Genomic DNA, 23,007 nt, shown 5'->3' with positions numbered 1-23,007 from the left:
CAATAACATTGCAAAAAATGCAGGTCATTACAAAGGAAAGGTCTTTGTACGTGCAAGGGATGCCATTCTGGAGCTAACCACCTATATGCTCATGCGCTCCATATACCAGTGCCTCCAGGAGAATCCAGACATCCCATTTACTCAGGCAGGTATTGATTTTAATGGCTATGGCATCCCTAACATGCCAGGATCCTGGGTTCGGTTTGCAAGCAAACGCTCCTATGTTCGCGCTAAAAACTGCATGATTCTTAAATGAAAATTCTTCTTTATTTTCACGATGCTGCATTACCCCATTCCCGCTACTTACTCAAAGCATTCTCCGATCAACCTAGGGTATCGCAGCTGACAGTTTGCTATCCGGAAGCAAGGGGGGAAGATGTCATTTTTTCTGCTCAATCAAACTCTCCCGCCTTAGCTACCAACAAAGATTTTGATTCGCTTCCCTATCAAATGCTCTCACTTAAAAGCATGTGGCTCAGACCAAAATGGGCCTCTTTTATGGCTTTATTACAGGCTATCAAATCCGAAAAACCTGACTACGTCATTGTGCTCGATGAAGCCCTTTACCTCAACACCCTATTTGCAGGCATTGCGGTTAAGCTCGCAAAGTTAAAGGCGCCCGTAGTTTGTTATGGTTTTGAAAATATTCATCAGATACCACCATGGGGCTGGCTAAAGAAAAAGGGGTTGAGTGGTTTACGTATCTTTGTGCGCAAAACATTGCGATACCTACTGGTGGATAGGCTACTCCACCCCATTCGCAAGAAAGTAGTTTCTGGGGCACTTGTCTCTTATAAAGAATGTGCAAAAGTCATTCATCAATCACACTGGCCACTATTACCAATCAAAGAGCAGTGGTGGGGAGTTGATGTTGAATTATTTTCAAGGGCAAAGAAAGAATTTAAGACGCGTCCAGCAGTATGGGGGGCCTCAAGCAATCAAGCCGTAATCGGCTTTGTTGGAAGATTTGTACCTGAAAAGGGAGTTGCCGACCTTATTCAATCTCTAAAGGTTTTGGGTAGTCAATATTTACTCGTTTGTATTGGCGCTGGGCCAGAGCAAGCGGCTTATGAGGCATTGGCAAGAGATTGCAAAGTTTCTGAGCAATTAATCATTTTGCCACCTATGCCCGCCTATGAATTAGCAACACACATAGCCGCTATGGATGTATTAGCACTCCCCTCGCATACCGAAACATTCTGGAAAGAACAGTATGGCCGTGTATTAGTTGAGGCTATGGCAGCAACAGTTCCTGTAATAGGTAGCCGCTCTGGTGCCATACCCTATGTGATAGAAGAGCATGACTGCACATTTGAAGAGGGTGACATTCAAGGCATCTGCTCTGCAGTGCGGGCTGCACAATCGAAAACTGATACCCAAAAATTAGTCTTATATGATCGCGCCAAACAGGGTGATGCAAATACATTTGCCCAAGGATTTATTGGCTTTTATGATGAGCTGGTCAAGGCATGATTTTTCAATACCTTAAAAATCGCTATGAAGTAAGGCGCCCTGCTGCGCTGATATATCTTGGTCTGGCCGATTGTTTTTGGTGGGCTCTTGAAAAACTCTGCCGTCTAAAAATACCGCTACTGTCTCGAAATCTAGAAAATATAACTGCTCCTAAGAAAATTCTCTTGGTAAATGGTGCGCATTTAGGCGACCTAGTCATTTCAACAGCAGTGATTAGGCGCATCAAAGAGGTAAACCCGCAAGTAGAAATTGGATTTGTAGCAGGCTCATGGGGCGCTGACTTACTCAAAAAGCATCCTGGCGTCGATCATTTTTACCCCGCGAACCACTGGCGCCTCAATCGCTCAGCAACCTCAAAACTCTCTAAGATGATTCTCTACTGGCAACAATGGTGGGCTGCGTATCACGCCATTCGTAAAGAGCAATATGACGTTGCCATCTTGTTAAATAGCTTTTTTCCCAATTTCGCGAGCTTATTGTGGTCTAGCAATTGCAAACTCACCATAGGTTATGTCAGCTCTGGGGGTGGTCCACTCCTAAACATCTGTCTTCCAAAGCCCAATCAATCTGAACAAGTAAATCAGCTACAGCTTTTGAATGCAGTTAATATGAACGGCCCTTCAAGTAGCTGGGTTGAGATAAACCAAGCTCAATTAAGCAAAGTAATACAAGATGAACTGCCCCAGAAATTTATCTTGCTGCACCCAGGCACCGGAAACCCACATAAGGAATGGCCAATTGAGCGCTGGATTACGTTAGGAAAAACGCTGAGTGAGGAGGGTCATACCCTAGTACTGACTGGTCATGGAGATGGAGAGTCCACTCTTTGCAAAAGAATTGCAGCGGAAGTAAATGGTATTGATCTATCAAATCAGATCAATCTCAATGACTGGTGTTTTGCCATTCAGAGGGCTGATGTCATCATTGGTGTAGATTCTGCTGCTGGTCACATCGCAGCAGCGCTAGAAAAGCCTTTTATCGGCATCTATTCTGGGATTGGGGAAGTGGCTCGCTGGACGCCCTCCGGAAATAAAGCATTTGTTCTGACGCATGCCATGCCATGCTCACCATGCCATACTAGACCTTGCATGGAACGACCTTGTTTGCTTAAGATAGAGCCAAAAGATGTTCTAACAGCCACCCATCGAATGCTGACTCAATGAATATGCTTTTTGTCCGACTTGGAGCGATTGGTGACGTCATTCAAGCGGCGGCTGCCTTACGTATTTTTAAAGATAGGCATCCCGATATCACGATTGATTGGGTCATCGACTCAGCTTATGTGGGGTTAATTCAGTCTTTCGGGGTTGCCGATAAGGTGATTGGCATTAACTCCAAATCCTTTCTGACAGGAAATATCTTCTCTCGCTGTATTGGCTTAATCAAAGCTCAGTTCAAGCTTGGATTTCGCCTTCAATATGATGTACTGGTAACTGCCCATCCCGACTGGCGCTATAACGTACTGAGCGTATTTGTTGGGACCAAAAAACGCATTACCCCTCAAGACTTAGAGAATGGTCGCGGCTTTATCACTACCCAAAATCGCACTTCAGAATACCTTCGTCTACTTAAGCTCACTTCTTCGAGTCCTCTCAATTCTCAGAATAATGACGATGTTTCTGTAGATAAAGCCATAGCAAACCTGGGTCTTGTTGCTCTTTCAAGCTACCGTGGCGCTTACTCTAGCCAGCTTAGCTCAAACCTGCCATTGGAATATATTGCAATCGTGCCGGGCGGAGCCAAGAATACTTTACGGGATGATCCTCTTAGGCGCTGGCCTATTGCCTCTTATGTAGAGCTAGCAAGAGCTTTAATCTCATCCGGAAAAAATATACTTCTTTTGGGTGGCCCAGATGATCAATGGGTTAATCAATATTTTGAGGATCTCCCCGTGAGCAATTTGATTGGCAAAACCAATCTTCTGGATATGGTTCATTTGCTTGATAAAGCTCAAGCAACAATTTGTCATGACAGCGGCCCATTGCATCTAGCTAGCATCACTAATACACCGCTAATAACGATTTTTGGGCCGACCCCAGCTAGCGCAGTCATTTCTAGCACCCGTATTAAGACCGCTATATTAGAGCCAGGCAAGGAAATCTCTTGCAGTCCATGTTATGACGGAAAAAATTATGCGGCATGCAATAACAATATATGCATGCAAAATTCTTCGGTCAATCAAGTGCTAGAAAAATTGAATATGCTCTTATTGACACCCAATAAAAGTCATTGAAGAGCAATAGCGATAGGCGATTAATGAGCAAAGAACGAGGAAGCAGTCTTCTCAAGAATATCGATCGATATATCGGCAGTATTCTTTTACTGTTTTTATCACTGTCATTTACTATCCATAAAGCTATTTGCAGTATTACTAACAGTCTTTTTTCATCTAGCCAATCCAAATCTTCGCAGAGATCCTCCAATACAGAAAATTGTCTCCTCGTATGCTTTGGGGCAATTGGCGATCTGATTTTGCTCACGCAAGCAGCTAAAATCCAACTTCAGGGTAAAAAGGTTTACTTAGCCTGTACAAGCTCAAACAAAGCTTGCGCTGATCTATATCAAGATTTTTATGCTGGAATTGAAATCATTGATATCTGCTCGCCAATATCACTTTTGAATGTTTGCAAAAAACATCAAATTAAATTGATCTTTGATAGTACACAATGGGCAAATATTGGGCCGATCCAAAGTGGCATTGCCCGACTTCTTGGAAGCGACATCCAAACCATCGGTTTTCATACAGCAAGCTATTTACGCAACAGCGCCTACACGTATGTAGTTGAGCATTCGAATAAGCTGCACGAAATTGGGAACTTTATCAATCTTTTAGCCCCAAAACCTTTGATCTCATCAAATGCCGATATCCAAATACTGGCACCAACGCTTTATGAACAAAAACCATTAAACAGTACTAAAAAAATTCTGTTTCATCTTTGGCCATCAGGCACACGCTCTTATTTAAAAGAATGGCCAATCGCCAATTGGCTAGAGTTAGCGCAACACCTCTCTTCTCAGGGCTACAGTATCTATCTCAGTGGAAGCCCTGCGGATGCATTGCGAAACGAGCAGTTTATTGCTCAATCAAACCTACCGTTGGTCAATATCGCTGGTAAATATGATCTATTGGGTCTTCAAAAGTTGATTGCTCGCGATATCGAGTTTGCTGTTTGTGTAAATACTGGAATTTTGCATTTAACTGCGAGCCAAGGAGTTCCTGTAATCGGCTTACATGGCCCTACAAACCCAAATCGCTGGGGCCCATTAGGCTCCAAATCGATCTCGCTACTACCTAGCTCAGGTCTATCTGCGTACCTGCACTATGGCTTTGAATACCCAAAAGATGATCAAACCGCCTACTCTCTCGATAAGCTGGCCGTTTCCCAGGTAATCGATGCTATTAATCGTTTAAATCATCCCCAGTAATTAGATGCTACCCAGTCGTAAATAACTGATTTAATATACGCTGTGGCTAGAAATATACGACTCTCTTCTCCAGCAGCCTCTTACATGCTTCGTCTTGGAGACGGTCTTGTTATTTTGGTGTCAGGCCTTCTTGCGCTAAATATTCGCCAAGTACTCAATTTACCAATCGAATTTCCTTCAAATTTATCCGGCTACTACAGCTTAATCGCCGTAGGAGCACTTCTATTCTCAACTCTTTCAGGTGGGGTATATCGCTCTTGGCGCGGGGCATTAATGCCTGCAATGCTTGCGCGCATTACCGGAAGATGGCTATTGGTGGTTGGCATCATCTTGCTCTGGTTGTTTATCTTTAAAACATCTAGTGAATTTTCGCGGGTTTGGTTTGGTGTTTGGGTATCGCTCGGTGTTATTTTGCTGTGGATTGAGAGGCTTGCGCTCTATGTATTCTTGAGAGTCCTACGCCGTCGCGGATTTAATCTGCGCCATGTCGCCATCATCGGCTCTGGATCGGCTGCTAAAAATCTAGAGTCTCGAATTTCTTCTGCAGGCTGGTCTGGATACAGTCTTTCAAAAGTCATCGCTAATACCGATAAAGCAGAGCTAGAACAATTGGCTAAAGATTCAGTTGATGAAATTTGGCTTGCCCTACCCCTGGGTAATGAGACTGCCATTAGAGATACCCTGCATGCACTGCGCCACAGTACAGCGTCTATCCGTTTTGCTCCTGACCTTTTTACCCTCAGACTTGTTAATCACGGCGTCAGCGATATCTTGGGCATACCAATGTATGACCTATCAACCTCGCCAATGACTGGAGTCAATCAATTCTTAAAGTGGTGTGAAGACAAAATACTCTCAAGTCTTATTCTTCTGCTCATCAGTCCAATCATGTTGATATTGGCTATTGGAGTCAAGTTAAGCTCTCCAGGCCCAGTGTTTTATAGGCAAGAACGGATTGGGTTAAATGGAGCAACATTTAATATGCTCAAATTTCGCTCTATGCCAGTAGATACTGAAAAATTTGGGGTGCAATGGGGCGGCTCTGCTGCAAAGGCAACCAGCCGTTTTGGCCAATTGATTCGTAAAACGAGCCTAGATGAGTTGCCACAATTTTTGAATGTTCTCTCAGGCGACATGTCTATTGTTGGGCCGCGCCCTGAGCGCCCCATGTTCGTAGAGCAATTTAAGGAAGAAATTCCGGACTATATGAAAAAGCATTTAGTGAAGGCCGGAATTACAGGGTGGGCCCAAGTAAATGGCTGGCGAGGCGATACCGATCTTGCCACGCGGATCGAATACGATCTTTACTATATTGAAAACTGGTCTATTGGACTCGATCTTAAAATTATCTTACTAACAGTTTTCAAAGGATTTGTTAGTAAAAATGCTTACTAAGCAAATCAGCGCTTAGCACCCTGCTGATACTTCCAAGAGCTATCGCACATTAATTGCAAGTCTCGCTTAGCCTCCCAATTCAGTAGATTCTTAGCTTTTTCTACTTTAGCAAAGTAAATCGGCAAATCACCACTTCTGCGCTCTTTCACCATCTTGGGTATTGCCTGCTTGGCAGACTTCTCAAAAGCATTAATCAGGTCATACACACTATACGGAATACCCGTACCTAGGTTAATGGCTTCCCAGCCCTTGTGATCCCTCGTGAAAGCCAGCGCTGCAGCGTGCCCTTCAGCCAAATCCATAACGTGAATGTAGTCACGCTCACCCGTACCATCTTTAGTATCGTAATCATCGCCAAAGACGTTGAGATGCGGTAATTTTCCAGAAACTACCTGGCAGATATAGGGCATGAGGTTGTTGGGGATGCCTTGAGGCAGCTCACCAATCAGACCTGATTCGTGCGCACCAATGGGATTGAAATAACGTAAACAAACAATCGACCAGTCAGGATCGGATCTAGAAAGATCTTGCAAGATCTCTTCTACTTGAAGCTTGGTTCTACCATAGACATTCATGGGTGATAAAGGGTGCTCTTCATCGTAAGGCAGATATTGCGGTATGCCATAAACGGTAGCGCTAGAGCTAAAGATGAGCTTTTTTACATTGGCAGCTTGCATCGCCTCCATGAGCGTAATAGATCCACCGACATTATTGTCAAAATACTTGAGTGGATCTACGCCAGATTCAGCAACAGATTTGAGACCAGCAAAATGAATGACGCACTCAATCTGGTGATCTTGCAAAATACTTTTGACTAAAGTCAGATCTCGAACATCACCCTCATAAAAAGGGAATTTTTTACCGGCAATCATTTCTAGGCTACCCAAAGTCTGTCTTTGACTATTGCATAAGTTATCGATGATCACGACCTCGTGGCCCTCGCCCGCTAGCACTGCTGCAGTATGACTACCAATAAAACCTAGCCCACCCGTTAGGAGAATATTCATAATGACTTATGCCTTCAAATTAGTCATGGATTGCCTCAGGTAACTCCTGCTTCTGGGGGAGCTGTAAAGCCGTGAGCATCGCAAACCAGTAAAACAAGATTTCTACTGCATGCTTGCCGTTGAGCTCACCGACCAGATACAGTAAGAAAATCATTCCCGCCATCATTGGCACAGTCAGTTTAAATGGGCCATTTGACTGCAGGCCAAAATAAAACACGCTAGCCAAAACCATCCACATGAGTAATAGCGCTGGAATACCAAACGATAATCCCAAATCAATCCACCCGCTGTGGGTTGCATAAGGCGTGGCGCCTGGATAATCAATCTGTAAAAGCCTATTAAAAGGCTTATATAAGATACCGATGCCCATGGGATGCTGTCCAATTAGCCTGACCCCTACCACCGCCCAAGCCACGCGTTCATAGTTATTACCCACTACCTCGCGGCCAGCATCAGTTTTAGGATACGCACCGCCATCATTTGACTTCTGCCAGTGAGGATACTTATCTATCTGTACTGCAATTTTGGCATCTTCTATCAATGTTACCCAGCCGCGATTGCGCTGCATTTGTTGATAGGCAAACAGTGATGCCACAATTGCAGCCGCTAGAATAAAGAGTATGACAATCTTGAGCTCTTTTGTAGCGCCTTGAGTCAGGATGCGTTTTACAACCCATACCAATGTACCCATAATCAGAGCGGCAAATAGAATGGCAGCTAAACCAAAACCATTGCGCGTATCGTAAATAAACACGTACGAATACATTACGAGCACAATGCCTACAAACCAAAAGAGTAGCGCCCATAGATGTTTGCTCAGTTGCTGGCGCCTAAATAGATCCAATACTGTTCCTGTTAAGCCAGCAATGAGTACAGTACCCACTAAGACGCCATTAATCTTGCCGTCGAAAAGATAACCATGGTAATCAGGAACAAAAAACGCTTTAGCCGCTAAAGCTTTTGGAATGTACTGTGCATAGACTGCCAAAATTCCAGCCAGAATTCCGAGCCAGAGGTAGTTTATTAGCAGCGGCTTGCGCAAAATCGCCAAGCCTGTACCCCAAGCCAAGATTGAACCGAGAAGCGCTCGCAACCAAGTGCTCTTTAACTCCTGAAATTGATTGGCTGGATCTTGTGAAAAGCAAAAAAAATGGATAAGTACCCAAGCAAAAATCGTTATAACGCAAATGATGGGTAAAACATTTATTGAGTGCAACTGCTTTTTTAGCTTGCCAAAGCGCCAATCGTGAATAATGTAGATGATTGAGATGATAGCCCCCAAGACCAATACAATATTGCGTAGCGCAATCGTATCTTTGATAGCCCAGATAGCTAGCAAGATGACGTTTAAGAAAATTAATCCATTACCAAGGTAATCTTGCTTGCTTGAGGTGCCGCTAGAAGCCAGTCTCATCGAGATTGATTTAGCTTGCTGAAAATTCTGCTTGGGTCAACATTTGGGCGTAAGCATTTACAAGGCCCTGCTCAAGCTGAACTTGGGGTTTCCAGCCCAATTGATTTAAAAGGGTTGAACTCATCCACTTGCGTGGTGCGCCGTCTAGCTTTGAAGTATCAAAACTAACCTTACCTTCATAAGCGGTCGCCTTTGCGACAGCAGCTGCTAATTCTGCAATAGTGACATCTGAACCAAATCCGACATTGATGTGACTTTGCATTGGCTCAGTTTGTTCATCGTAGATTTTTTTATCCAACTCCATCACAAACACCGAGGCTGCAGCCATGTCATCGACGTATAAAAACTCGCGCTTAGGCGTACCTGTACCCCAAATGACCACTTCTGGAGCATTGCTTAGCTTAGCCTCATGAAATCTTCTAATCAGCGCCGGAATGACGTGGCTATTTTCTGGATGGTAGTTATCACCTGGGCCATATAAATTAGTAGGCATGACAGAGCGATAGTCCACACCGTGTGATTGGCCGTATTGACGGTTATAGCTCTCACACATCTTGATGCCTGCAATCTTAGCAATCGCATAAGGCTCATTGGTAGGCTCTAATTTACCTGTCAGCAGAGCATCCTCACTCATAGGCTGAGGAGCTAGCCTTGGATAGATACAGCTTGAACCTAGAAACAGCAGTTTTTTGACGCCATTCACAAAAGCTTGATGGATCACATTGTTTTGTACCATCAAGTTGTCATAAATAAATTCTGCAGGAAGCGTATTGTTTGCATGTATGCCGCCCACCTTAGCAGCAGCCAAATACACCTGATCTGGCTTTTCTTGTTCAAAAAATGTTTTGACTGCAGATTGATTGGTTAAATCCATTTGCGCATGCGTACGAGTCACAATATTCTTGTAACCCTTAGCTTTCAGATTGCGCACAATGGCAGAACCCACCATGCCGCGGTGGCCTGCTACATAGATCTTTTGGTTCAAATCTGATGGCATCTAAACGGCTTCTTTATCTTTTATTGAATTTAATAGACTTTTAATTCTCTTTACCAACCGCAACTGAGAAACCATGCTTTTGTAATAAAGCATGCTGCTTAGCTTGATCTAAATCATTTGCTACCATCTCCACAATCATTTCATCTAGGGTAATTTCTGGAACCCAACCAAGCTTTTCTTTAGCCTTAGTCGGATCGCCTAAGAGGGTTTCTACTTCCGTAGGACGGTAGTAGCGTGGATCGATTTGTACCACTACATCACCCACTTTAAGTGCAGGCGCTTTATCGCCCTCAATGGCAGCTACGATCGCTTTTTCATTTTCTGCCTTGCCTTCAAACTTGAGCGTAATACCCAGTTGCTTAGCACTGCGGATGATAAATTCACGTACGGTGAACTGCACACCGGTGGCAATCACAAAGTCTTCTGGCTGCTCTTGCTGCAGCATGAGCCACTGCATACGCACGTAGTCTTTGGCATGACCCCAGTCACGTAAGGCATCAATATTACCCATGTAGAGACACTTCTCAAGACCCTGAGCGATATTCGCTAAGCCACGAGTCACTTTACGAGTCACAAAGGTTTCACCGCGACGCTTAGACTCATGATTAAACAAAATACCGTTACAGGCATAAATGCCATAAGCTTCACGGTAGTTCACAGTAATCCAGTAAGCGTACATCTTAGCTACTGCATAAGGGCTTCTTGGATAAAACGGAGTCGTCTCTTTTTGTGGAATCTCTTGGACTAAGCCATAGAGCTCAGAGGTAGATGCCTGGTAGAAGCGGGTTTTCTTCTCCAAACCTAAAATCCGAATGGCTTCTAGCATGCGTAGTGGGCCCATTGCATCGACGTCAGCTGTGTATTCAGGAGACTCAAAAGAAACTGCCACGTGGCTTTGCGCGCCCAGGTTATAGATCTCATCTGGCTGGCACTGCTTGATAATACGAACGAGATTACTCGTGTCAGTTAAATCACCATAGTGAAGAATTAAGTCTGGGTGATTGATATGCGGGTCTTGGTAGATATGATCAATGCGCTCAGTATTAAAGGAAGATGCGCGGCGCTTGATGCCATGCACGATATAGCCTTTTTCTAATAAGAACTCAGCCAAATAAGAACCATCTTGACCAGTAATACCAGTAACTAATGCAACTTTTTGCTTACTCATAGGATCTCTCTTTAAAACGATCTGTTTATTAATGTGTACTTCACAATCTGCACTTAACTTCTACCGTAGGTATCTTCAAAACGCACAATATCGTCTTCACCCAAATAGCTACCTGACTGCACTTCAATAATTTCTAGAGGGGTCTTACCAGGATTAGCCAAGCGATGCGTTTGACCCTGTGGAATATAAGTACTTTGGTTTTCAGTAAGCAGCAGCACTTGGTCACCATTGGTAATTTCAGCGGTGCCCTTCACCACTATCCAGTGCTCAGCACGATGGTGGTGCATTTGAAGGGATAAGCTGGCTCCTGGTTTTACCTGGATGCGCTTGACCTTAAAGCGCTCACCCTCATCTACGCTGTCATACCAACCCCAAGGGCGGGATACTTTGCGGTGCAGGTTTTTCTCTTCACGCTTTTGCGCCTCTAATTGACCTACGATATTTTTCACATCTTGGCTATTTTTACGATCCGCTACTAAAACCGCATCAGCAGTTTCTACAATGATGAGATTCTCAACACCCACTGCACTAACCAAGCGACTGCTAGCGTGCACTAATGAGTTTTTGGAGTTTGTCAGCAAGGTATCGCCACTAGTCACATTTCCAGCTTGATCTTGCTTGCCCACTTGCCATACTGCATCCCAAGCACCGAGATCATTCCAGCCGGCATTCAGCTCCACCATCTTGATGGGATATTTTGAGCCAGGGCACTTTTCAATAACCGCATAGTCAATCGACTCGCTTGGTATAGCATTAAATAATTCCTTAGCAGGGCGGAAGAAATCAACATCACCAGAAGCGTCCAAGGATTTTGCATGCCAAGCTTTTTCAGTTGCAGCCAAAATATCAGAGCGATATTCCTTTAAGGCAGCCAACCATACGCTGGCCTTTAGGACAAACATGCCACCATTCCAAAAGTAGCCACCCTCAGACAAGTATTGTTTGGCAGTCGCTTCATTCGGTTTTTCAACAAAGCGCTCGACTACTAAACCACCATCTTTTAAGCCACCCTGTACTTTGATGTAACCGTAACCTGTTTCAGGTGCATTTGGTGTAATACCTAAGATGGCAATCGCGCCCTCTTGTGCAATTTGAATAGCGTCTTGCAGAGCCTTAGTAAATGCCGCAGGGTTGCCAACTGTTTGATCTGCAGGGGTCACTACCAAGATTGGATCTTCATGAGTACCAGCTGCAAGATCCTGCGCATAGAGCGCTGCGAGAGTAATTGCGGGGGCTGTATTTCTACCAGAAGGCTCGAGCAATAAAGTGGCTTCCATCTTTTTGGAGTCGCTCTTTAATTCACGAAGTTGATCAAGCGCTAAAAAGCGATGTTCTTCGTTGGTAACGATGATGGTCTTGCCCAATGAAACATGTTGGTTTGCTACCGAATGAATTCGACTAATGGCTTGCTGAAATAGGCTTTGATTTGAGCCGTCACCTGAGAGCACCAAAAACTGTTTTGGAAATCCGGAGCGAGAAAGCGGCCAGAGACGAGTTCCAGACCCCCCACAGAGAATTACGGGCAAAACTTGCGTCATAAGCAAATAGCTAACCTTTTGAATGTATTGTGTAATTTTACGGTTTTAAAGCAATTAACCCTAGATTTTATCGCTTTATCAGTGGCTAACTTCTTATAAAGTGGCTTCACATTAGCAAAAGTGCAATATAAGGCTATATTTTCCCAAAAATAGCCTTATCCAGGGGGGTGCTATATCTGTCCAAATACCAAAATTTCTACTGCAGTCTATTTGGGTAAGACCTACCGGTGACATTGCTGTAAATCGCCCCCGCAATCACAAGCAAGATTGAATCGATCATTACCGGAAAAAATGCATAGCGGTAATGTATTACATTTCCCAGGACTGCGATCAGAGCAACCGCTGCTGCTGGTGGGTGTAAACAGCGCAAAGTGAACATTCCCAAAATTGCTAAGCTGGCTGCAATCGGCATAGCCAGCATAGGATTCTGAATAACAATCGTGACACTAATCCCAACCAAGGCCGAAAGTGTATTACCCGCAATCACAGCCCAAGGCTGAGCCATAGGGCTGCTCGGCAAGGCAAATACTAACAAAGCACTGGCTCCTAAGGATGCTATGAGCCACTCATCAATTCCACTGAGTTCACCTAAAAACTTGGCAAAACTCAAGACTAGTAATAAGCCAATCAAGGCGCCGCCACATGCTCTGAAACGCTCAGTCCAGCTCACCGGGGGTTGATCCCCTCCCAAATAAAAGGAGCAGCGCTTAATCCAGAATCTAAAGGTGTGCCTCATGAGTGAATTACTTTACCTTCTTTACTGCGGCTATAGAGTTTGGGTATACCCAATGAAAAAGCCACTCAATGCATGAGTGGCTTTTTTGGCTAGGCAATCAAATGGGCTCGAAACTAGCAGTCCATGTGATGCTAAATATCCTGCTAGTCTTTTACTTACCAGCCATCTTGGCCCAAGCACTGCAATGGCCTTTAGCAGCCACTTGCTTACCAGCAAACAATGAGCAACCGCCCGCAGCAGAATCTGCTTTGCCTTGGTAGAGAGCGCAATTATTGCAATACTTGCCAGCGACTTTAGAGACGGCAACATACTGTAAAGCTTTGGCTTGTGGATCAGTTTCAGCAACCATTGCTTGAGCTTGAACCTTACCGTTCAATGCCAAGGTGCAAGCACCAGCAGCGGACAAAATCATAAATTGACGACGACTATTTTTCATGGATTCTCCAAAAAATAAAAAGCGAATGATGTGCAAGCGATCCACACCTCTAAGAAACTTAGGTGATCATAGTGGAGATGAATTAATGCTGCTAGGGACCCCGTAAGCCAATGATTTATATAGAAATATAGTTGAGAATTATTCTCAGGCAGATCTGCACTTAGCGCCAACCTTTTAGATTCATGCAGCTTGCCCATTGCCGCAGGTGCGTCCCAGACCCCGTCTCTGGATAAACTTCCCGACAATCACGCAAATCTTTGCGATAAGTAGCTTGGTTATTTTTGGTGAGATCTTGATTTTCAGGAGGTGCTGAAACACATGCCCCCAACATCAAACTGATTAAAAGGGATGTGCAAACATAGACACCTGCTTTGCCAAACCAATTAAATGCTTACATGCCCAACACGCAATCAACGTTTTTCTAGTAGCGATAAAAACTCGCGACGCAAATTAGGATCTTTTAAGAATGCGCCACGCATCACACTATTAATCATTTTTGAGTCGCGATCTTTTACACCACGCCATTGCATACAAAAGTGATCTGCTTCCATCACAATGGCTACACCTGTTGGCTTAATTTTTTTCTCTAGCATATCGGCTAACTCTACTACTGCCTCTTCCTGAATTTGTGGTCTACACATTACCCATTCAGTTAAGCGTGAATACTTTGATAGGCCGATCAAGGCCGATGCTTTGCTAGGCAATACCCCAATCCAAACGCGTCCCATGATAGGACAAAGGTGATGGGAACAAGCACTTCTCACAGTAATGGGGCCAATAATCATGAGCTCATTGAGGCGACTGACATTGGGAAACTTGGTAAGTGTAGGCTGCTCTACATAGCGGCCATTGAAGACTTCTTTTACAAACATCTTGGCTACGCGCTGACTAGTATTTTTGGTGTTGTGATCACTCTGCGTATCAATGACCAAACTCTCAAGCACTGCCTGCATCTTTTGGGCAACCTCATCAACTAAGCCCTCAAGCTCGCCTGGTTTAATAAATGCCGAAATATTGTCATTGGCATGAAAGCGCGCTTTTTGGGCTTCAATGCGGCGGCGAATAACAACTGACAAAGGCGTACCAACATCCTCTTTTTTATTTGCAACCTTGGTAGCAGCCTGAGTGGCTACTTTAGTTGCTACCTTGGTTGCTACTTTTTTGATAGGTAATTTTTTAGCTGGCATGGTGTCTTAGTAGTCTCGTATTGTTGAATCGTATTTTGCTGATTGTGATTAATTAGTTAAATCTGAAAAAAAATGCTCACTACACAAATCGATCCCAGGACCCAAACAATCGTTCTGGTCGTTGGCCAATTGGCAAGATAGCAAATCAAAAAAGCGATGCGTGCTAATACAAAGCCGATAGCAAGCAGGTCGACTCTAGCTTGCGGTGCATTGTTTATGCTGGCGATAATCACTGCTGCAAAAAAGAGGGGGAGCGATTCAAAAAGATTGGCTTGAGCTGCATTCGCTCTAGCTCTAAAGCCTGTTTGCTGAGCAAGCCATTGTCTTGGCATGCTGTTGTCAAAATTCTCAAAGCCTTTTTTGGCAATACCAGCAGCCACATAAGGAAATAAACCCATCAAGAGTACGCAGGCATAAGCAATAGTCATGGTTTTTACTGTGCTTTCTGTTTGGAATCTTTTTGAGAACCAATGCGACTCTCAGTGCCATTCATGAGGTTGCGAATATTGCTGCGGTGACGCCAAATGAGGAGTAAACAAACTGCCAATAGCGCAATACCCATCGGCTGAAAGCCAAACAAAAATACAAAATAGATTGGCCCAAAGACTGCTGCCGCTAAGGCCGCTAAAGAGGAGTAGCGCAAAAATACTGCCACGATGACCCAAGTGCTTAAAGTGGCTATACCCAAAATCACATTGACGCCAAATAAAATGCCACAGGCAGTTGCAACACCTTTGCCACCCTTAAAGCCATGAAAGATGGGGAAGAGGTGCCCTAGAAATACGGCTATCACAACGCCACATAAGACCCAAGAGCTGAGCGTCGAAGTTAAGGATTGATCGCCCAAGATGATGCGTGCCAACATCACAGCAAAATAACCCTTTAGTGCATCACCAAGAAAGGTAAGTGCTGCTGCTAATTTATTGCCCGTGCGCAATACATTCGTGGCGCCGGGGTTGCCAGAACCATAGGTATGGGGATCTGGTAAACGCATGCATTTACTCACTACCACTGCAAACGAGATAGAGCCTATGAGATAGGCAATGGGGATGAGCAATACATTTGGATGAAAAGTCATATCGCTATCTTAATCACTTATCGTCAATCACTGAGTGCCAGCTTGAATCCGCACTCATGAGCCACGCGGATGGTGCTGCTGGTGAATCGATTTAAGGCGCTCTCTAGCCACGTGGGTATAGATCTGAGTAGTTGAGATATCAGCATGTCCTAAAAGCAGCTGCACTACCCTTAAATCGGCCCCATGATTGAGTAAATGGGTAGCAAATGCATGCCTTAGAGTGTGAGGCGATAGAGCTACCGAGATATCGGCAAGAGTTGCATAGCGCTTAATCAAAGCCCAAAAAGCTTGTCTAGTTAATCCCGTGCCAGTATGGCGTCCTACAAAAACCGCATCAGACGTTTTTCCTTCTAGTAAGGGCGTTCTCGCCTCTGCCAAATAACGTCGTAACCACTGCCCCGCTTCACCACCAAATGGCACAAGACGCTCTTTGCCGCCCTTACCGTTTACCACCCTCACAACGCCTTCATTTAAACCTAGCGCTACCGTTTTCAGGGAGACGATTTCTGAAACACGCAAACCACTGGCATACATGAGCTCTAACATCGTGCGATCGCGCAATCCCAAAGGTGCCTCAATATCGGGAGCATTGAGTAATGCAGTCACCTGATCTTCGCTTAAAGTTTTCGGAAAGCGCAATGCTTGCTTAGCGGCGCGCAGTCCAATACACGGATCACTCTTAACTAAATTAATGCGCAGAGCATGGCGATAAAAACGTTTGAAGACGGTTAAGCGTCGATTAGCAGTAGTGGCTTTATCAGCACGGCGATGCGCGATGTAGGCAGTGAGATCTTTTTCTGTCACCGCATATAGATCAGAAGAATGATTTTTGTAGAGCCACTGCGCTAGCAGCAACAGGTCTCTGCGGTATGCGGCTAGACTATTTTGTGCCAGCCCATCCTCTAGCCAGCAAGCATCACAAAAGCGTTCAATGGCTTCCTGGCTTGCTGGGGCTATTGCTAAGGATGCATTAGTCACGGAAATTGTTAAAGCCCAATGGCGCTTCTGTTACTTCTTTTTTCAGCAAAGCCATGGTTTCTTGTAAATCGTCGCGCTTACCACCAGTAACACGCACGGCATCACCTTGGATGCTAGCTTGCACTTTGACCTTGCTATCTTTAATGATACGCACCACTTTTTTAGCGAGCTCTTGAGTAATGCCCTTTTGAATCTTCATGGTTTGTTTACGCTTGTCGCTACCGATAGTCTCTTTTTTATCGTCTTTGAGATAACGCACATCTACATTACGCTTGGCCATCTTGCCAAAAAGTACATCACGTACTTGACCTAACTTAAAGTCATCATCGCCAAACAAAATCAAGGTTTCATCTTTTTGCTCTACGCGGCTATCAGAGCCCTTAAAGTCGAAACGATTGCTGATTTCTTTATTGGCCTGCTCGATGGCATTTTTAAGCTCCACCATATCGGGTTCGCAAACTACGTCAAATGAGGGCATTTCTAACTCCTTATCTATTTCTATGAGCTATGGGTAATTTCATTACTATTCTGGCAATTATCTGCGGATTTGGCAGACATTCGAATAAGATTGTGGCATGAACTCGACCCCAAATGTTCCCGCACCAGCAAAATCGCTGCCCAATTTGGGTCTTAAGGACCGCAATACCTTTGGTCTAGATGCTGTAGCCGATATCGCTTTTGAAATTACCGCCCCAGAGCAAATTGCGATGGTGATGAAGGAAATTAATGAACAAAATCTGCCATGGCGAGTATTAGGGGGTGGTAGTAATGTGATTTTGCCCAAAGCCTTACCTGGCGCTACCTTACTCATGAATATCGCTGGACAAGAAATCATTTCTTCTGAGCAGAATGCTACTGTGATTGCAGTGGGTGGCGGAGTGAACTGGCATGAGTTTGTCGCTTGGACTTTGGAAAATAATTTACCGGGCCTAGAGAATTTAGCGCTTATTCCCGGAACAGTTGGCGCTGCACCCATCCAGAACATTGGGGCATATGGTGTTGAGATTGCCGATTACATAGATCACATTGAGGCGTTTGATATAGAGAAGCAAGCCTTTGTCACTCTGAGTAAAGACGCATGCCAATTTGCCTATCGCGATAGCTACTTCAAGCAGCATCCCCAACGCTTTATCGTGACAAAGGTCGTCTTTAGAATACCTAAGTCCTGGCGAGCGAAGATTCATTACGCAGATTTAGCAACACAGTTTGAGAGCAACCCTAATCCAAGCCCAGAAGAGATCTTTCTAGCGGTATGCAAAATACGTACGCACAAATTACCTGACCCTAAGGTGATTGGTAATGCCGGTAGCTTCTTCCAGAACCCCGTTATTCCGAATGAGCAATACGAAACACTCCTAAAAAAATATGCAGCCTTAGTGTCTTATCCAGATGTCTCTGGTAAACGTAAGCTTGCTGCGGGCTGGCTGATTGACCAATGCGGTTTTAAAGGTCAGCGCATGGGTAATGTTGGAGTATATGAAAACCAAGCCCTTGTTTTAGTAAACCATGGCAATGGCACTGCGCAAGATATCTTAGGTCTTGCAAAATGTATTCAAGACAAAGTACACAAAGAGTTTGGTGTGAGCTTAGAGATTGAGCCCAATATTTTTTAGCGCATCAATCGTAATGAGTCCACATGCGCAATACTCTCACCATCTTTTCTTTACGGAAGACTTCATAGACTAAACGATGTTGGATATTTATCCGACGGGAATATGCGCCCTTAAGATCTCCAACTAATTTTTCATAGGGTGGAGGTTTTTGCAGTGGATCCAATTCCAGAATATCCAGCAAAGCCTGCGCTTTTTCTTTTAACCCAGCAGCTGATAACTTTTTTGCATCCTTTAATGCGTACTTGGAAAATACCAATTTCCAAGTCACCATTTCAAGGCCCTTTTACTCTTGGCAAGAGGTTCTGCCATAGCGTCTTTAATTGACTCTCGCATACCAGGTATCGCCATAAGATATAGCGTCTCCTGAATTGCGCTCCAGTCCTCTTCGGAAATTAGTACGGCGTTAGCTCGTTTTCCAGAAATGATGACTGGCTTATGCGATTCGGCGGCCTGATCAATCAAGCGGTAAAGACCTGCCCTAGCTTCACTTGCGGTTAATGTAGTCATAAATCCCTCCAAGTGTTATAGTACGTAAAAACGTACGTTTTGTCAAACTTGAATTTATAACCCTTTACCCGTCACCTCGGCAAACGTCACCTCTGCCTGACCTTCTGCTAATTGCACTTGATAGCCCTGCTCGGTATTAAGCTCACTGGGCTTGCGTACTGCCTGCAATTTCTCCTTATCTTTACTCAGGATTACTGCATAACCTCGCTCGAGTGTTCTTTGGGGATTGAGCATCTCCAGTTGCGATTGATGGTGTGATTGATTGCGCTTCCAGTTTTCCATGCGTACTGACCACGCTTGATTTAAGCGTAGTTGCCAACTGGTGATTTGCTCGCGCATCCGATCGGGATTTGGCAAGGCATGCCTCAGTCTTAGCGCTAATTGATCAAGTGTTTGCGCTTCACGTTCTACCCGTTGATTCACGCGCTGGAGTAAAGCTTGCTTGATCGCATCTAATTCTTGCAAGAGTTGATCTTTGCGTGGGGCTGCTAACTCTGCTGCGCCCGTTGGTGTTGGCGCCCGTAGGTCTGCTACAAAATCTGCAATCGTGAAATCAGTCTCATGACCCACACCACTCACAACCGGAATGGGTGAAGCTGCAATAGCATAAGCAAGTTGCTCATCGTTAAAGGCCCATAGATCTTCAATACTGCCTCCACCGCGCACCAGCAAAATGACATCGACAGTATTTTCTTTTTGTGCAGCTTTCAGTGCCGCAATAATTCCGGCAGGTGCATCAGGTCCTTGCACTAGTGTTGGATAAATCACAATCGGAATATGTGGTGCGCGTCTTGCTAAAGTTGAAAGAACATCTTTTAATGCAGCAGCTTGCGGTGAAGTGATGATGCCAATCGATCTAGGATGCGTCGGAATTTCACGTTTACGCTCTTCATCAAATAAACCTTCTTTGGCTAATTTGGCTTTGAGTTTTAAAAAGGCCTCATACAAGCCGCCCATACCAGCGCGACGCAGCGTTTGAATAGTCAGCTGGATATCACCTCTGGGAACATACATTCCCAAGCTGGCGCTCACTTCCACCAAATCGCCTGACTGAGGCATAAAGCCAACTTGACCATTGCGACCGCGGAACATCACGCAGCGAATCTGCCCTTCCTCATCCTTGAGTGAAAAATACCAGTGCCCACTGTCATAAGCCTTGAAGTTGGAAATCTCCCCGCTAACCCAAACGGTATCGAATCGATCTTCTAAAGAAGCAGCAATGGCGCGGTTTAGATCGCCAACACTCAGAATTTCCCTTGATATTTCAGACATTTTTTCTCTTTATTCACAGCGCCGCTTGGTCTAGACGGCAATAAATATCCACAGAAGCATATACGCCCTTAGTCTAGTAGCTAAAAGTAAGTAATTACTGACCCAAAACGTCTCATTAATCCAACAGCTAAAAAATAAGTCATTGATTTATATAGCGAATTTTTTGGCTTCAACCCGATGTTTTTAGGCCAATTCTTACCCTTCGTACCATCAATCAAGGACTTAGAGCGCTATCTCTAAAAAGTTTTGCACAGAGTTATCCACAGGCTAGCTTTCTGAAACAGGCTTCTTAATTCAGCTAAAGTACTGAGCTTATGTACTCAATCTTACTATCCGCTGGCTGGCCTATTTGGCCTCTTTTGATTATTTCGATTATTGGCTTAGCTATTGTTCTAGAACGTAGCTGGTATTTGCGCCAAATCCATATTTTCCCCAAAGGTTGCCTAGAAACTGCTTTTAGTCTTTGCAATCAATTGCTTAAAGACAATAAGCCCTCTGATGAGCAGATTGGTGATCTAGCCAATCTCTCTCCAGCAAGTCCCTTATTAAGCTGCGTATTAAAAGAGAAGCTCAATGGCAGCAGTTCTGAAGTAGCCCTAGAAGAGCTCCAAGCAGTAGCTCAAATGACTTGGTTCAAACTGGATCGCTACCTTGGGATTCTGGCAACGATTGCCACCATCGCTCCCTTATTAGGTTTATTTGGCACTGTCGTTGGCATGATCGAAATCTTTGGTAGTCAAGGTGCCATCAGTGGCGCCGGTAGCCCACAACAATTGGCTCATGGAATTTCAGTTGCGCTTTACAACACTGCCTTTGGATTGCTCATTGCTATTCCAGCACTTGCAGCATGGCGTGGATTAAAAGCTATTGCGAACCAGCGTCAACGTGAGTGCGAAGAGTTCACGCGCCAGTTATTTAAAAAACTCTATCCTGCTTCACCTCAATGAGCTGGTTAAGTTTGCACTCACCGTCTAAGAGAAGTTTTTCTCTCGGGACTGCTCCCGTTTCTGCCGAACCAGAAATCAATCTCATTCCCTTTATTGACGTTTTATTGGTAGTGCTGATCTTTTTGATGATCTCCACCACCTTTACTCGTTATCAAGAATTGGCCATTACCCTACCTACTGCTAACGGAAGTGAGAGTGCGGCAGACAATAAACAAGTACACATTGCAGTCAGTCGTGACGGTCGCTTTGCGATCAATGGCAGGGTGACTGATCGTAGTCAATTGACTAACGCATTAATGCAACTGAGTAATCAAGGCGCTACTGCAAAAGATGGCATCAGCAATATTCAAATCAATATTGATGCGGATGCAAAGGCGCCGCATCAAGCTGTCATGAGCGCTCTTGAAGCGGCGCGTGATGCTAATCTATCTAATATTGTTTTTAGCAGCCAAACCAAAAAGTAAGTCTCGAGAATAATACTTTTATGGCACTTTCTTTTTTTCGTAAAGCACCCCGATTTTGGGAAAGACGAGGGCCTACGGCTCTATTGCTCTGGCCACTATCCTGGGTTTACGGTTTGGTCTTGAGAATTCGCAAACTCATTTACGACTTAGGGGTGGGCAATCATCAAGCTTCACCAGTTCCCATCATCATCGTCGGCAATATTCGGGTGGGCGGCACAGGTAAGACGCCTATTGTGATTGCAATTGCGCAGCGCCTAGCGCAACTAGGATGGAGCCCTGGAATTATCAGCAGAGGCTATGGGTCTACTCAAATATCCCCCACTCAAGTACGGAGCGATTCAGATCCGATGCAAGTGGGAGATGAGCCCGTTCTGATTGCAAAACGTACTCATGATCAATTTCCGATTTGGGTATTTCCAAAACGTCGGCAAAGTATCAAGGCATTACTCAAGCACTCACCTGGTGTCAACGTCATCATTAGCGACGATGGCTTACAACATAGCGGGCTGTCGCGCTGGCCTGCACGAGAAGGTGGTCGCGATATTGAATTGGTAGTACGAGATAGTCGTGGTGAAGGCAATAGCTTTCTCTTGCCAGCAGGGCCACTTCGTGAATCTGCCGATCGCGGACGTGATGCCACTTTATTGACCGAGTCTATGGGTGGCAATAAGAGTGGCTTATTGGAAGAATATTTTGTGGGTCGACGTGCATTTACTTTGCTAGGCACTTTGGGGGTCCCATATCAACTCAATAATTTAGCTAATACTCAAACGCTTGCACAAATTGCAGAACAGTTTTTGCCAAACCAAATTAGTGCGGTAGCTGCACTTGGTAACCCAAAACGTTTTTTTGATGCTCTCCAAAAACAAGGCATTACTGGCAAATCGATCCCACTACCAGATCACGCAAGCTATACCGCGGAGTTTTTTAATGATATCCAGAGTCAATGCATCCTCATCACCGAAAAAGACGCCGTGAAGTGCTCCGCTATTCAGGATCAGCGCATTTGGGTAGTGCCAATGAATCTGAATCTGCCAGATAACTTGGTAGACTGGATGCAATCGATTTTGCAGCGGCCTGACCCGCATCGCTATAACTTATAAAACCTTCTTCTAAGTTAAATTCATTAAAGCGCTAAACTGAGCAAACCCTATTGCACCAAGCTTTTACTTTTAATACTTTAGAAAATCATGGATAAACGTTTATTGGAAATTTTGGTTTGCCCTCTATGCAAAAGTCCTTTGCATCTCGATGCCGCCAAGAACGAACTCATTTGTAAAGCTGACCGCTTGGCTTACCCTATTCGTGATGATGTGCCTGTCATGTTAGTAGATGAAGCTCGCGCCCTTAGCGCCGATGAAGTTCTCTAAA

The 23,007-nt window shown here is 44.6% G+C and carries 26 protein-coding genes; 11 read left to right on the top strand and 15 right to left on the bottom strand.

Annotation, left to right across the window (positions count from 1 at the left end; all coding sequences use genetic code 11):
- The 6 genes from ICN31_RS10555 to ICN31_RS10530 all read left to right on the top strand — a co-directional run.
- Nucleotides 1-256, top strand: a 256-nt coding sequence (locus ICN31_RS10555) for a hypothetical protein (RefSeq protein WP_216261283.1), incomplete at its 5' end; no start/stop codon positions are given.
- Entirely contained in the window at nucleotides 253-1,473 is a 1,221-nt protein-coding gene (locus ICN31_RS10550) for a glycosyltransferase family 4 protein (RefSeq protein ID WP_216261282.1), read from the top strand. The genes ICN31_RS10555 and ICN31_RS10550, both read left to right, overlap by 4 nt.
- Nucleotides 1,470-2,636: a glycosyltransferase family 9 protein gene (locus ICN31_RS10545; protein ID WP_216261281.1), complete on the top strand. Its 1,167-nt coding sequence runs from the start codon at nucleotides 1,470-1,472 to the stop codon at nucleotides 2,634-2,636. Before ICN31_RS10550 ends, ICN31_RS10545 begins: the two co-directional genes overlap by 4 nt.
- Complete coding sequence (locus ICN31_RS10540) at nucleotides 2,633-3,706, top strand: glycosyltransferase family 9 protein (RefSeq protein WP_216261279.1); 1,074 nt, start codon at nucleotides 2,633-2,635, stop codon at nucleotides 3,704-3,706. Before ICN31_RS10545 ends, ICN31_RS10540 begins: the two co-directional genes overlap by 4 nt.
- Before the next feature lie 23 nt (nucleotides 3,707-3,729).
- Nucleotides 3,730-4,899 (top strand): glycosyltransferase family 9 protein, encoded by a 1,170-nt coding sequence (locus tag ICN31_RS10535; RefSeq protein WP_216261277.1) that lies wholly within the window; start codon nucleotides 3,730-3,732, stop codon nucleotides 4,897-4,899.
- A gap of 42 nt (nucleotides 4,900-4,941) precedes the next feature.
- A complete protein-coding gene (locus tag ICN31_RS10530; RefSeq protein ID WP_216261275.1) occupies nucleotides 4,942-6,294 on the top strand; it encodes an undecaprenyl-phosphate glucose phosphotransferase in 1,353 nt (450 codons plus the stop codon).
- A 5-nt stretch (nucleotides 6,295-6,299) separates the two neighbouring features.
- On the opposite strand, the gene galE is transcribed toward ICN31_RS10530, so the two are convergent.
- The 12 genes from galE to ICN31_RS10470 form a co-directional block, all read right to left on the bottom strand.
- On the bottom strand, nucleotides 6,300-7,301 hold the full coding sequence (gene galE, locus ICN31_RS10525; RefSeq protein ID WP_216261273.1) for a UDP-glucose 4-epimerase GalE: 1,002 nt from the start codon (nucleotides 7,299-7,301) through the stop codon (nucleotides 6,300-6,302).
- A gap of 19 nt (nucleotides 7,302-7,320) precedes the next feature.
- Entirely contained in the window at nucleotides 7,321-8,715 is a 1,395-nt protein-coding gene (locus ICN31_RS10520; protein ID WP_216261271.1) for a hypothetical protein, read from the bottom strand.
- Nucleotides 8,716-8,725: 10 nt separating this feature from the next.
- Nucleotides 8,726-9,712: a GDP-L-fucose synthase gene (locus ICN31_RS10515; RefSeq protein WP_216261268.1), complete on the bottom strand. Its 987-nt coding sequence runs from the start codon at nucleotides 9,710-9,712 to the stop codon at nucleotides 8,726-8,728.
- A gap of 40 nt (nucleotides 9,713-9,752) precedes the next feature.
- Nucleotides 9,753-10,880, bottom strand: coding sequence for a GDP-mannose 4,6-dehydratase (gmd, locus tag ICN31_RS10510; RefSeq protein WP_216261266.1), 1,128 nt, complete (start codon nucleotides 10,878-10,880; stop codon nucleotides 9,753-9,755).
- Between the two features lie 53 nt (nucleotides 10,881-10,933).
- Nucleotides 10,934-12,418, bottom strand: coding sequence for a mannose-1-phosphate guanylyltransferase/mannose-6-phosphate isomerase (locus tag ICN31_RS10505; RefSeq protein ID WP_216261264.1), 1,485 nt, complete (start codon nucleotides 12,416-12,418; stop codon nucleotides 10,934-10,936).
- 196 nt (nucleotides 12,419-12,614) lie between these two features.
- On the bottom strand, nucleotides 12,615-13,088 hold the full coding sequence (locus ICN31_RS10500; protein ID WP_370624338.1) for an HPP family protein: 474 nt from the start codon (nucleotides 13,086-13,088) through the stop codon (nucleotides 12,615-12,617).
- 217 nt (nucleotides 13,089-13,305) lie between these two features.
- Entirely contained in the window at nucleotides 13,306-13,590 is a 285-nt protein-coding gene (locus tag ICN31_RS10495; RefSeq protein WP_216261260.1) for a high-potential iron-sulfur protein, read from the bottom strand.
- Between the two features lie 410 nt (nucleotides 13,591-14,000).
- Nucleotides 14,001-14,777, bottom strand: a complete 777-nt coding sequence (folE, locus tag ICN31_RS10490; RefSeq protein WP_216261258.1) for a GTP cyclohydrolase I — start codon at nucleotides 14,775-14,777, stop codon at nucleotides 14,001-14,003.
- A gap of 56 nt (nucleotides 14,778-14,833) precedes the next feature.
- Nucleotides 14,834-15,205 (bottom strand): MAPEG family protein, encoded by a 372-nt coding sequence (locus tag ICN31_RS10485; protein ID WP_216261256.1) that lies wholly within the window; start codon nucleotides 15,203-15,205, stop codon nucleotides 14,834-14,836.
- A 5-nt stretch (nucleotides 15,206-15,210) separates the two neighbouring features.
- Entirely contained in the window at nucleotides 15,211-15,855 is a 645-nt protein-coding gene (gene plsY, locus ICN31_RS10480) for a glycerol-3-phosphate 1-O-acyltransferase PlsY (protein WP_216261254.1), read from the bottom strand.
- Nucleotides 15,856-15,909: 54 nt separating this feature from the next.
- Complete coding sequence (gene xerD / locus ICN31_RS10475; protein WP_216261252.1) at nucleotides 15,910-16,833, bottom strand: site-specific tyrosine recombinase XerD; 924 nt, start codon at nucleotides 16,831-16,833, stop codon at nucleotides 15,910-15,912.
- The gene (locus tag ICN31_RS10470; RefSeq protein ID WP_088525834.1) at nucleotides 16,826-17,311 is read right to left on the bottom strand and encodes a YajQ family cyclic di-GMP-binding protein; all 486 of its coding nucleotides are present in this window, start codon (nucleotides 17,309-17,311) and stop codon (nucleotides 16,826-16,828) included. Before ICN31_RS10470 ends, xerD begins: the two co-directional genes overlap by 8 nt.
- A 97-nt stretch (nucleotides 17,312-17,408) precedes the next feature.
- Here ICN31_RS10470 and murB point away from each other — a divergent pair, with 97 nt between their 5' ends.
- Nucleotides 17,409-18,446, top strand: coding sequence for a UDP-N-acetylmuramate dehydrogenase (gene murB, locus ICN31_RS10465; protein ID WP_216261250.1), 1,038 nt, complete (start codon nucleotides 17,409-17,411; stop codon nucleotides 18,444-18,446).
- A gap of 4 nt (nucleotides 18,447-18,450) precedes the next feature.
- Here murB and ICN31_RS10460 read toward each other — a convergent pair whose 3' ends face one another.
- Genes ICN31_RS10460 through xseA form a run of 3 tightly spaced genes read right to left on the bottom strand, consistent with a single transcriptional unit; the run spans nucleotide 18,451 to nucleotide 20,225 of the window.
- A complete protein-coding gene (locus tag ICN31_RS10460; protein WP_216261287.1) occupies nucleotides 18,451-18,714 on the bottom strand; it encodes a Txe/YoeB family addiction module toxin in 264 nt (87 codons plus the stop codon).
- Nucleotides 18,711-18,953 (bottom strand): type II toxin-antitoxin system Phd/YefM family antitoxin, encoded by a 243-nt coding sequence (locus ICN31_RS10455; RefSeq protein WP_216261248.1) that lies wholly within the window; start codon nucleotides 18,951-18,953, stop codon nucleotides 18,711-18,713. The genes ICN31_RS10460 and ICN31_RS10455 overlap by 4 nt, the downstream gene beginning before the upstream one ends.
- A gap of 54 nt (nucleotides 18,954-19,007) precedes the next feature.
- On the bottom strand, nucleotides 19,008-20,225 hold the full coding sequence (xseA, locus tag ICN31_RS10450; protein ID WP_216261246.1) for an exodeoxyribonuclease VII large subunit: 1,218 nt from the start codon (nucleotides 20,223-20,225) through the stop codon (nucleotides 19,008-19,010).
- A gap of 314 nt (nucleotides 20,226-20,539) precedes the next feature.
- On the opposite strand from xseA, the gene ICN31_RS10445 reads away from it, so the two are divergent.
- From ICN31_RS10445 to ICN31_RS10430, 4 genes are all read left to right on the top strand, one after another.
- Entirely contained in the window at nucleotides 20,540-21,172 is a 633-nt protein-coding gene (locus ICN31_RS10445; protein ID WP_216261244.1) for a MotA/TolQ/ExbB proton channel family protein, read from the top strand.
- The gene (locus ICN31_RS10440; protein WP_216261242.1) at nucleotides 21,169-21,636 is read left to right on the top strand and encodes a biopolymer transporter ExbD; all 468 of its coding nucleotides are present in this window, start codon (nucleotides 21,169-21,171) and stop codon (nucleotides 21,634-21,636) included. The genes ICN31_RS10445 and ICN31_RS10440 overlap by 4 nt, the downstream gene beginning before the upstream one ends.
- Before the next feature lie 20 nt (nucleotides 21,637-21,656).
- Nucleotides 21,657-22,739 (top strand): tetraacyldisaccharide 4'-kinase, encoded by a 1,083-nt coding sequence (gene lpxK / locus ICN31_RS10435; protein ID WP_216261240.1) that lies wholly within the window; start codon nucleotides 21,657-21,659, stop codon nucleotides 22,737-22,739.
- An 87-nt stretch (nucleotides 22,740-22,826) separates the two neighbouring features.
- Complete coding sequence (locus ICN31_RS10430; protein ID WP_216261238.1) at nucleotides 22,827-23,006, top strand: Trm112 family protein; 180 nt, start codon at nucleotides 22,827-22,829, stop codon at nucleotides 23,004-23,006.
- Nucleotide 23,007 lies beyond the last annotated feature (1 nt).

The sequence above is a fragment of the Polynucleobacter sp. UB-Piko-W3 genome (assembly GCF_018881635.1).
Taxonomy (GTDB): Bacteria; Pseudomonadota; Gammaproteobacteria; order Burkholderiales; family Burkholderiaceae; genus Polynucleobacter.
Note: the sequence above shows the minus strand (reverse complement) of the source record. Positions and strands in the feature narration are given on the sequence as shown.